This window comes from Pseudomonas sp. zfem002 (assembly GCF_032621685.1).
Lineage (GTDB): Bacteria > Pseudomonadota > Gammaproteobacteria > Pseudomonadales > Pseudomonadaceae > Aquipseudomonas > Aquipseudomonas japonica.
On sequence record NZ_JAVYJH010000012.1, the window covers coordinates 82,214 to 93,545 of the forward strand.

2 protein-coding genes are annotated in these 11,332 nt (G+C 68.1%); both read left to right on the forward strand.

The genetic code is table 11. From position 1 onward, the window contains the following. Positions 1 to 186 precede the first annotated feature (186 nt). Entirely contained in the window at positions 187 to 5,631 is a 5,445-nt protein-coding gene (locus RTI28_RS15390) for a dermonecrotic toxin domain-containing protein (RefSeq protein ID WP_316921233.1), read from the forward strand. Positions 5,632 to 5,805: 174 nt separating this feature from the next. After that, on the forward strand, positions 5,806 to 11,268 hold the full coding sequence (locus RTI28_RS15395; protein ID WP_316921234.1) for an NEL-type E3 ubiquitin ligase domain-containing protein: 5,463 nt from the start codon (positions 5,806 to 5,808) through the stop codon (positions 11,266 to 11,268). Positions 11,269 to 11,332: the final 64 nt, after the last annotated feature.

The following is an 11,332-nucleotide window of genomic DNA, read 5'->3' on the forward strand; positions in this document are numbered from 1 at the left end:
GTCGTCCATTTGCAGCAGGGGACTGGCAGGGCTTTCGCGGGTTTTTCCCGGACGGTGGTACATAGGGCTTTTTCAGGTTTGAAGTTCTGATCGAAGTTGCGCTTTTTCAATGAGTAATTTGCCATTTTTAATAGGTGTTGGCGCCATTAGCCTGACTGTCCGATTCATGGACGAGAGGGCCTGCAGATGGCCGATGTACAGGATGTAGAGAGCAGCACCGCGGATATCCACTACCAGACCGTCAGCGCGCGGGTGCCGCCGTGGCTGGTCCGCGGCCCGGCGCAGCAGCGCCAGGCCTTGCGTGCCAGCGTGCCGCGGCCGATGCCCTGGCTGGTCGCGGCGCGTGCCGCGCACCCCGAGGTGGTCCAGGCCTGGAGCGACACCTGGCAGCGTCACCAGTCCCATGCGCAGCAGATGACCGCGTTCCTCGCGCAACTGCCGGATGTCGAGGCCTTCGCCGAACCCTTGCTGCGCGATGCCATCAAGCAGACCTTCGGCCTTGACCTCGATGTGCGCCGCACCTTTCTGTTCAATGCCGCGCGGGCACGCATCGCCGAGTCGCACCTGGGCGGGAATGATCCGGCGGTCAGGGCCTTCCTGGTGGTCAAGGCCACCACCCGTTCGCTGCTGCACGCCGCGCTGCAGAACTTCGAGACGTTCGAGGCCGAGGAGGGCGGCCTGCGTGACGGACGGCGCTCCTCGTCGATCTTCACCAGCGACAGCGGGCAGACCCTGGCGCCCGAACGCACACTCGACCTGGTCCCCGAGCGCTTCGCCGCCCTGTGCCGGCAACTGGACCTGGGCGGGCGTTACCAGCGCCTGATCGATGCGCTGTTCCAGCCTGAGCCCAGGCCGAATGAAAGTGTCCAGGCCGCCGCGGCCAATCGCCAGGCCTGGTTCAAGCTGTTCGAGCAGTCGGCGTTTCGCCTGGCGCTGCACCTGGCCTACCTGCAGGCGCAGATCGACCGACCGATGTACGACGCTTTGCTGGACGTGGCGAACAACGGCAAGGCCAGGGGCGATCTGCAGCGCTGCGTCCTGAAGCTGTGGGACGTCGAGCTCAATGGCATGGTCGCGTTCCTCGACCCGCGCGAGGACGCCGCGGCGCAGCGGCTGGTGGTGTACCTGCCGGATGAGCCGCAACAGCCGTTTCAGACATTCACCTCGACCCAGGCGTTCCACGCCTGGCTGCGCGACAAGCTCAAGGACCAGGCGTGGCGCACCTACTTCCTGCGTTTCGTCGCGGCGCGCGAGCGCGAGCCGCTGCTGCAGCGCATCCACCGTGCGCTGTACCCCAGGGTCTGGAACCCGGGCGGCTGGTACGAGGAGCAGTTCGACGCGAATGCCTCGCTGCACCTGAGCGAGCAGGCGTTTTCCGAACCGCTGTTCAACCTGCTCCTGCGGCGCAAGATGGCGCTACTCAAGGACGATGGCCTGTTTCACGCGGTTACCACGGCGGCCGAGGACCACAAGTCGACCCTGGCGAAGATCGATTACTTCGTCGGCGTCGGGCTCAACGTGCTCAACGTGGCGGCCTTCGTCGTGCCGGGCCTCGGGCCGGTGATGCTGGCGGTGAATGCGGCGCTGCTCGGCTACGAGGTCTACGAGGGCTTCGACAGCCTGGCCAAGGGCGAGCGCGAGCAGGCCTGGAACTATTTCATGGACGTCGGGGAAAACCTCGCGCTGATCGCCGCCCTGGGCGCGGCCGGAGTGGCGGCGCAAAGGTTCCAGGGCAACCTGCCGCTGGTAGTGCGCAGCATGCGCCCGCTGACCCTGGCCGACGGCAGCGTGCGCCTGTGGAAGCCGGACCTGGCGCCCTTCGCCTACGAGGTACGCCTGCCGGCCGACCTGAGCCCCGGGGCCAACGGCCTGTATGACTGGCAGGGGCGCCAGTGGCTGAAGCTGGAAGGGCGTTACTACTCGGTGCGCAGCCTGCTGGGCGAAGCGCAGGGCTATCGCCTGGAACATCCCGCGGGCCCCGGCAACCATGAGCTGACGCTGCGCCACAACGACAATGGCGGCTGGCTGCACGAGCTGGACACTCCCGCAGAGTGGCGCGGCCTCGAACTGTTCCGCCGGCAGGGGCCTGTGGAAGCCGAGGTCTCCGCGCCGATGGCCGAGCGCGCCATGCGTATCAGCGGCATCGGCGAGGCGCAGTTGCGCCAGACCCTGGTGGACTGCCGGCGGCCACCGGCATTGCTCAGCGACACGCTGCAGCGCCTGCGCTTGGCCGAAAGCCTCGGCTCACCGGACGCCATGACCTTCGACATGCGCTACCGCGACCTGCAGCCACCGCTGTCGATGCCAGGGCGGCTGCTGGGGCGGCACTTCGAACTGCCCAATGGCGTGCTCGAGGAGATCATCGGCGCGGCGACGGCCCAGGAAATCGCCGAAATGACCCACAGCGGCCGGGTGCCCCTGCGCCTGGCCGAAGAAGCGCGGCTCTATCAGCAGCAGGTCCGTCTTGCCCGCGCCTGCGAGGGGCTCCATGTCGACCTGCGGGCCAGTCTCGACAGCGCGCGGCTGTTGCTGCACAGCCTGGAGCGCTTGCCGCAGTGGCCGCGAACGCTGCACCTGGCGCTGTACGAGGGCACGCTCGACGGCCGCTTGCTGGCCAGTATCGGCCCGCAGCAGGAACCGGCCGTCGCCGTGCTGTGGCGTACCGACTTGCCGCAGGCGTTCTTACAGGCCCTGTACGAGGCGATCCCGAACGTTTCCCGGGACGCCCTGGGTATCGCCGACGCGGCGGCCCTGCGCGAGAAGCTGCAGGCCCAGGCACTGCCGTCACGCCAGCAGTTGCGCCAGTGGTTGGGCATGCCAGCGCTCAAGCCGGCGTTCCGCTCGCCGATGCGCCTGGCGGACGGGCGTATCGGTCACCCGCTCAGCGGCAACGGCCAGGCGTTCTTCACCGAGGACGAACTGCTCGACAAGCTGCGCCTGCTGGAACTCGAGGAGGTGTATGCCGAGGACGCCCTGCAGGCCCTGTATCGCAGCGGGCTGGACCGCGCGGCGATCAACGCGCGGCTGAATGGATTGCTCGGCGAAATGCTCGAGCTGCGTGCCTGCCTGGACCGCTGGGTCATGGCCTCGACCACGGAGACCCTGAGCGAGGCGCGTCAGCTCAGCCGCGAGCGCATCGGCCTGGCGGTCTGGGAGCACTGGCGTCGCAGCATCCTGCCCGAACTGGGCCTGCCGGCGTCGCGCCTGATTCTGTGGCAGGTGCAACTGGCGGACCTGCCGCGCCTGCCGTCGTTCTTCGGCGCGCGGGTGCGCGGGGTGCTGCTCAGCGAAGTGATCCAGCAGGAGGGCGAGAGCTATGAGCAGGTCGTCGGCGAAAACCAGTTGCAGGCCTTCGCCGAGCAGTTTCCCAACATCACCTCGCTGGACATTCGTGGCGGACAGTGGACCCTGGGCCTGCCGCAGGTGGTCGCCCGGCTCTGGCCGCGGCTCGGCGCCCTGGGCCTGCGCGAGCTCAATGTGATGATCGGTCATCAGGACCTGAACGCCCTGTCCACGCTGCCGACCCTGCACTGGCTCGACCTGCGCGGCATGCGCGTGCGCGACATGCCCGCCACGGCCTTGAACGGCCTGACCCTCGACTACCTGGGCCTGGACTGGCTCGACCTGCAGAGCTGGCCAGACTGGCTGGACAACTCGGCCCTGGGACGCATCGGCGAGTTGTCGCTGGTGGGCAACCATCTGTCCGAAATTCCCGCGGACATCCTCAACAATACCGAGCCGGTGACCAGGCCGCTGCGGATCTCCCTGCATGGCAACAGTTTCTCCCGCGAAGCCCTGCTCAACCTGCGTCTGGCCGAGCGCCTGTTGCAGCGCTACAGCTTCGATCTGGGACTGACCCCGGCGCTCGAGCAGGAGCTCGGCGAGCGGGTCGGCGAGCGCCGCCAGTTGATGGCGGCGATGGGCAGCTGGATCGATCCGGCGACCTCGTCGACGCCCTTGAGCCTCGATCAGGTGGACTATCGCCAGCGTATCGCCAGGGTCCTGCTGAAGTACTGGCGCAGCAGTGTGTACGAGAGCGGCAGTACCCTGCTGATCCTGGAGGATGTCGATCTGGGCGATCTTCCGCAGGACCTGCCGGCGTTTTTCTACCTGCGGGTGCGCCGCCTGGAACTGACCCGCTTTACCTGCGACGCCGCCGCCTTCCAGCGTTTCATCGGGCAGTTCCCGCAGTTGATCGAGCTGTCGCTGGTGGAGGGCCGGCAGGCGCTGGACAGCGTGCCGGCGTGGCTGGAAAGCTGTGCCCACCTGCGCGAACTGTCGCTGGTGCGGATGGGCATGAGCATCGACCAGGCCGCGATGGACGCCCTGGCGCGTATTCCCATGCTTTCCTCGTTGCAGCTGGATGGCAATCGCCTGGGCACGATCACCGATGTGTCGATGTTCGGCCAGCGTTTCCTCGGTTATCTCGGCCTTGCGCAGATGCAGATCGCGACCTGGCCGACCTGGCTCGACGAGATGCTGCCCAGCGGCATCGAGCGCCTGGGGCTCGAGGACAACCTGCTCACCGAGCTGCCGGAGTACCTGCTGGACAACCACCGCAACACCGAAGGCGTGACCGAGATCACCCTGCGCGGCAATCCGCTGACCCGGGACACCATGGTCCGGGCGCATACCTCGCAGCACTACAACCGGCCCTATTCCTTCGTCATGGACCTGCCCGACGACATCGCCCGGATGCTCACCGAATCGCACTCGTCGGATTCGGAATCCGACCCCGGGGCGGTCTCGCCGGGTGATCAGGAGCTGTCGGACGAGGATCCAATGGGCACCTGGCAGACCGGCGAGAGCGAACAGGACGAACGCCACCAGCACCTCTGGGACACCCTGGTGGAGCGCGGCGACAGCCAGTCCCTGCTGGGCCTGGTCATGCGCTTGCGCCACAGCGCCGACTATCGCTCGGCGGCGACCCGTGCCGAGCTGGTGCAGCGGGTCTGGACGGTATTGTCGGCGGTGCAGCGGGACCAGGACCTGGGCCAGATCCTCAATGGCATGGCCGAGGAGCCGCTGCAGCAACTGCACAGCCACGAGACCTGCCCGGATGGCATCCGCCTGGAGTTCAACCAGATGGAACTCAAGGTCCACACCCGCCAGGCATTGAGCCAGGTCAGCGATGAAAACCGCGGGCCGGTACTGTTCGGCCTGATGCGTGGGGTGTTCCGCGCGCAGACCCTGGACCGCATCGCGCGCGAGGCGGCCAATGGCCGTGACGAAGCGGAGGTGCGCCTGGCCTACCGCCTGCGCTGGGCGGTGCAGCTGCAATTGCCGATGCCGCCGCGGGGCATGCTGTACCAGGGCTCGGCCAACATTGCCGCGGGTGAGCTGGACCGGGCCTTGCTGCGGTTGCGCCAGGAAGAGCAGGGCCAGGGCCTGTTGCGTTTCGCCGCGCAATGCGATTTCTGGGCCGCCTATCTGCGTGAGGTCTTCGCCGAGCGTTTCAAGGCGCTCAAGGACGCCTATCAGGCCGCCGTGCTGCGGGCCACCGATGCGCATCCCGACGAATCGTCCGAGCAGTTGGCGACGCGGATCGCCGCCCTGGAGGACAAATTCAACAGCGACGAACAGGCGTTGCTGGAACGCCTGACCCTTGAGCAATCCCTCTCCCGTCCCTGACCGCCAGCAGGCAGCGGAGCTTGTCTCCGCTGCCTGCGCCAGGTGGTACATATGGCTTCTTCAGGTTTGAAGTTCTGATCGTATTTACGTGTTTTCCATAAGAAATTTGCCATTTTTAAAACAGGATCCCTTCATTAGCCTGAATGCCCCATTCATGGACGACAGGGCTCAATCATGGCCGCAACACAGGATCTCGAAACCACCGACCCCACCGCCGCACCCAGCGATCCCCACTACCAACTGGTCAGCGCCAAGGTTCCGCGCTGGCTGCTCAAGGCCACGCCGCAGCAGCGCCAGGCCCTGCGCGCGACGCCGCCGCGAGCGCTGCCGTGGCTGGCCGAGGCCGCCACCCGGCTGCCCGAGGTGGTCGCGGCATTGGGCGAGGAGAGTGAACGCCATCAGCGCCACGCCGACACCGTGGCCCAGGCCCTGCAAGCGCTGCCGAGCGCCGAGGCGTTCGCCGAGCCGCTGCTGCGCCAGGCGCTCAAGGACAGCTTCGGTCTCGACCTCGATGTACGCCGTACCTTTCTCTTCAACGCCGCCCGCGCCCGCCTCGCCGAGAGCCACCTGAGCAGCGGCGACCCGGCGGCGCGGGCGTTCCAGGTGGTGAAGGTGGCGACCCGCTCGCTGCTGCAGTCCGCGCTGCAGAATTTCGAAGCCTTCGAGGCCGAGCCGGGCGGCATGCAGGACGGCCGCCGCCCGGCGCGGATTTTCCTCAGTGACAGCGGCGGGACGCTGGAGTCCAGCGAGGACATCGACCTGGCCCCCGAGCGTTTCGCTGCCCTGTGCCGCCAGCTCGACCTCGGCGCGCGCTACCAGCGCCAGATCCGCGCGGTGTTCGCGCCGCCGCCGCGGGCCGAAGAGAGCGTGCAGGCGGCGGCAGACAATCGCCAGGCGCATTTCAAGCTGTTCGAGCAGTCGGCGTTTCGCCTCTACCTGCACCTGGCCCGCCTGCGTTCGTGGATCGACCAGGCCTGGTACGAGGACCTGCTGGTGGTGGCGAACAACGGCAAGGCCAAGGCCGATGGCGGGCGGGCCAGCCTGACCCTGTGGGAGGTCGAGCTCAACGGCATCGTGGTGTTCTTCGCGCCGCCCGGCGCCGCTGCCCGTGGCCTGGTGGTGTACATGCCGGATGAGCCGCACCAGCCGTTCCAGGCGTTCCCCTCGCTGCAGGCGCTGCAGGACTCGCTGCGCGAGCGCCTGCGCGACCCGACGTGGCGCAATTACTTCCTGCGCTTCGTGCCGGCCCGCGAGCGTGGGCGGTTGCTGCCGCGGATCCACCGCACCCTGAATCCGCAGGTGTGGAATCCGGGCGGCTGGTACGAGGAGCAGGCCGACCGCAACGCCGTGCTGCCGCTCGCTGAGGAGCGCTTTGCCGAACCGCTGTTCAACCGGCTGCTGCAGCGCAAGATGGCGGTGCTCGAGGACGACGGTCTGTTCCACGCGGTGACCACGGCGCAGGAGAACCACAAGTCGGCCGAGGCCAAGATCGACTACTTCCTCGGCGTCGCCTTCAACGTGCTCAACGTGGCGGCCTTCGTCGTGCCGGGGCTGGGCCAGGTGATGCTGGTGGTCAATGTGGCGCTGCTCGGCTACGAGGTCTACGAAGGCTTCGACAGCCTGGCCAAGGGCGAGCGCGAGGCGGCCTGGGGCTACTTCATGGATGTCGGGGAAAACCTCGCGTTGATCGCCGCGCTGGGGGTGGCGGGGGCTGCGGCGCAGCGTTTCGAGGTCAACCTGCCGCTGGCGGTGCGCAGCATGCGTCCGGTCACCCTGGGCGACGGCAAGGTGCGCCTGTGGAAGCCGGACCTGGCACCCTTCGCCTACGACGTGCGCCTGCCGGCCGACCTGAGTCCGGGCGAGAACGGTCTCTACCGCTACGAGGGGCGCGACTGGCTGGCGCTGGACGGCCGCTACTACTCGGTGCGCAGCCTGCTGGGCGAGGCGCAGGGCTACCGCCTGGAGCATCCGGCGGGGGCGGGGCGCTACGAGCCAACGCTGCGCCACAACGGCAACGGCGGCTGGCTGCACGAGCTGGATACCCCGCAGCACTGGCAGGGCGAGGAGCTGTTCCGCCGCCAGGGCCATCGCGAGGCCGCGGTGAGCGCCGACACCGCCCGGCGCGCCCTGCGCATCAGTGGCGTCAGCGAGGCGCAGTTGCGCCAGAGCCTGGTGGATGCTCGCCGGCCCCCGGCCCTGTTGACCGATACCCTGCGCCGCCAGACCCTGGCCGAGGGCCTGGAGGTCTCCGGCGGCTTCGATGCGCAGGCCTTCGATGCGGCCTACCAGGTCCTGCAGCCGAACCTCTCGGCGCCGGGGCGGGTACTCCAGGGGCAGTTCGACCTGCCCGTGGGGCTCATCGAGGAAATCATCGGCGCCGCCAGCGGCGCGGAGCTCGCCGAACTGACCTCGGCCGGGCGGGTGCCGCTGCGCCTGGCCGAGGAAGCGCGGGTCTACCAGCAGCAGGTGCGCATCGCCCGCGCCTGCGAAGGGCTGTACCGGGAGAGCGCGGCCAATCCCGACACCGCGCGCCTGCTGCTGCATGGCCTGGGCGAGCTGCCGGGCTGGCCGGCGGACCTGCGCATCGGCCTGTACGATGGCGCGCCCGACGGCACCCGGCTCGCCAGCATCGGCCGCGGCGAGGCGGCGGAAGCGGTGATCGTCTGGGCCGGGGAGCGCCCGACCGCGTTCTGCCAGCGCCTGTTCGAGGCGATACCGGACGAGACCCGGGCACGCCTGGAACTCGACGACGCCGCGGCGTTGCGCGAGACGCTGCGGCAGCAACCGCTCGCCCCGCGCCAGCGCCTGCGCCAGTGGCTGGGCATGCAACCGGTCAAGCCGGCGTTCCGTTCGCCCATGCGCCTGGCGGACGGCCGTGTCGGCTATCCCCTCAGCGGGCGCGGCAAACCGTACTTCACCGAGGACGAACTGCTCGACAAGCTGCGTCTGCTGGAGCTGGACGATGTCTATGTCGAGGACGCGCTGCATGCCCTGTATCGCCGCGGGCTGGATCGCGCAGCAATCAGCGAGCGCCTCGACCGCCTGCTCGACGAACTGCTACTGCTGCGCCAGAGCCTCGATCGCTGGACCCAGGCGTCCTCGCGCGAGCACCTCAGCGCGGACCGCCAGCGCAGCCGCGAGCGCATCGGCTATGGGCTGTGGGACTACTGGCGGCGCAGTCTGCTGCCGGAGCTCGGCCGGCCGGCGCCGCGTCTGATCCTGTGGCAGGTGCAACTGCGCGACATGCCGGAGTTGCCGGAGTTCTTCCGCGAGCGGGTGCGCGACATCCTGCTCGACGATGTCATCCAGGAAGAAGGCGAGGGTTACCAGCAGATCGTGAGCAAGCGCCAGTTGCAGGCCTTCGCCCAGCAGTTCCCCAACCTCACCGCCGTGGATATCCGCGGCGGTGCCTGGGGGAGCGACTTCACCGAGGCGCTTGTCGAGGGCTGGCCACGCCTGACCACCCTGGGCTTGCGCGAGCTGCAGGGCATGCTCGGCGAGCACGACCTGCGCGCTTTGCTCGGCCTGCCGCGCCTGCGCCGCCTGTCGCTGCGCGGCAGCGTGCTGCGCGACCTGCCCGCCGTGACCTTCCACGGTTTTGCCCTCGATTACCTCGGCCTGGACGCGCTCGGTCTGCAGGAGTGGCCGGTGTGGCTGGACAACGCGGCGTTGATGCGCCTGGGCGAGATTTCCCTGGCCGGCAACCAGTTGAGCGAGGTGCCGCCGGTGATCCTCGGCGACCTCAGCGCCGTGGCCAGGCCGACGCTGATCAATCTGGAGGACAACCCGCTGGGTCATCAGGCGCTGCTGGACCTGGTGCTGGCCGAGCACTTCCATCGCCGCTTCAGGTTCAGGCTGAACCTCTCGCCGGCCCTGGAGGCGTTGTTGAACCAGCGCATCACCGAGCGCGCCAGTCTGCAGGCGACCTTGCAGCTCTGGGCCGAGCCGGAGGAACTGCTGGAACCGCTGGCGCCGGGGCAGCTCGAATACCGCCAGCGCATCTCGCGGACACTCATGGCCTTCTGGCGGGAAGACCTGCGCGGTACCGGCCTGTCCCTGCTGGCACTGGACGATCTGCGGGTCAACGACTTTCCGAACATCCTCCCGCCGTTCTTCGCCGGGCGGGTCCGTCGTCTCGACCTGACCCGGTTCAACGCCGGGTCGGCGGCCGACACCCTGGAACGCTTTCTCAGACGCTTCCCGGAGCTGCGCGAGCTGTCGCTGATCAACGGGCAACCGGCGCTGACGCAAGTACCGGAGTTCCTCACCGGCTTCGCCCACCTGCGCGAGCTGGCGCTGGTGCGCATGGGCATGACCATCGACCAGGCGGCGATGGAGGCCTTCGGCCGCATGCCGCAGCTGTCGTCGCTGCAACTGGACGGCAATCGCCTCGGCGAGATCACCGATGTCTCGATGTTCAACGGCCGCTTCCTCGGTTTTCTCGGGCTGGCGCAGATGGAAATCGCCACCTGGCCGGCCTGGCTCGACACCCTGCTGCCCAACGGTATCGAGCTGTTGTCGCTGGAGGACAACCGCCTGACCGACCTGCCGGAGCACATTCTGGATAACCGGCGCAGCGAAAACGGCGCGGTGGAGATTTCGCTGCACAACAACCCGTTGACCCGGGACACCATGATTGCCGCGCATACCTCCCAGCACTTCAATCGGCCCTATACCTTCGCCATGGACCTTCCCGACGATATCGAGGCCATGGAGTACCAACCCCACGACTCGGATACCGACGAGGGCTCGGCCGGCAACCACCCCGAGCTGTCGGACGACGACCCGCTGACCACCTGGGAAACCGGCGATGTACAGCAGGATGAACGCAACCAGGCCATCTGGAACCACCTGGGCGCGCAGGGCGATGCCGAGTCGCTGCTGGGGCTGGTGACCCGCCTGCGTTTCAGCGCCGACTACCGCTCGCCGACGCTGCGTGGCGAACTGATACAGCGGGTGTGGAACATGCTGGCGGCGGCCGTGGACGATGTCGAACTGCGCCACACCCTCAATGGCATGGCCGAGGAACCCCTGCAGCAACTGGCCAACGAGGAGACCTGTCCGGACGGTATCCGCCTGGAGTTCAACCAGATGGAACTGCACGCCTACACCCGCCAGGCCTTGCGCGAGATCCCCGAGGACAATCGCGGGGCAGCCCTGTTCCACCTGATGCGCGGCCTGTACCGCTCGCAGGCCCTGGACCGCATCGCCCGCGAGCAGAGCAATGGTCGTGACGAAGCCGAGGTGCGCCTGGCCTATCGCCTGCGCTGGGCCGAGGAACTGCAACTGCCGATGCCGCCGCGCAGCATGCTGTATCGCAGCACGGCCGATCTCGCCCCGGGCGAACTGGACCTGGCGCTGGCCCGCCTGCAGGTGGAGGAAGCCGGGTCCGGGTTCCTCACCTTCGCCGCGCAGTGCGATTTCTGGAGCGGCTACCTGCGCGAAGCGTTTGCCGAGCGCTTCAAGGCGCTCAAGGATGGCTACGAGGCGGCGGTACTGGCCGCCACCGACGCTCATCCCGATGAGACCCCCGAGCAAGCCTCGTGGCGCATCAGGTTGCTGGAAGACAAGTTCAAGCAGGACGAGCAGACCCTCCTCGAAAGCCTGACCCTCGAGCGCATGCTCTCGTCGTTCTGACGGCCACCGGCGTCGGGGCCTCGTGCCCCGGCGTCGCGGGTCCGGCATGGCGCGGGAAAGACTC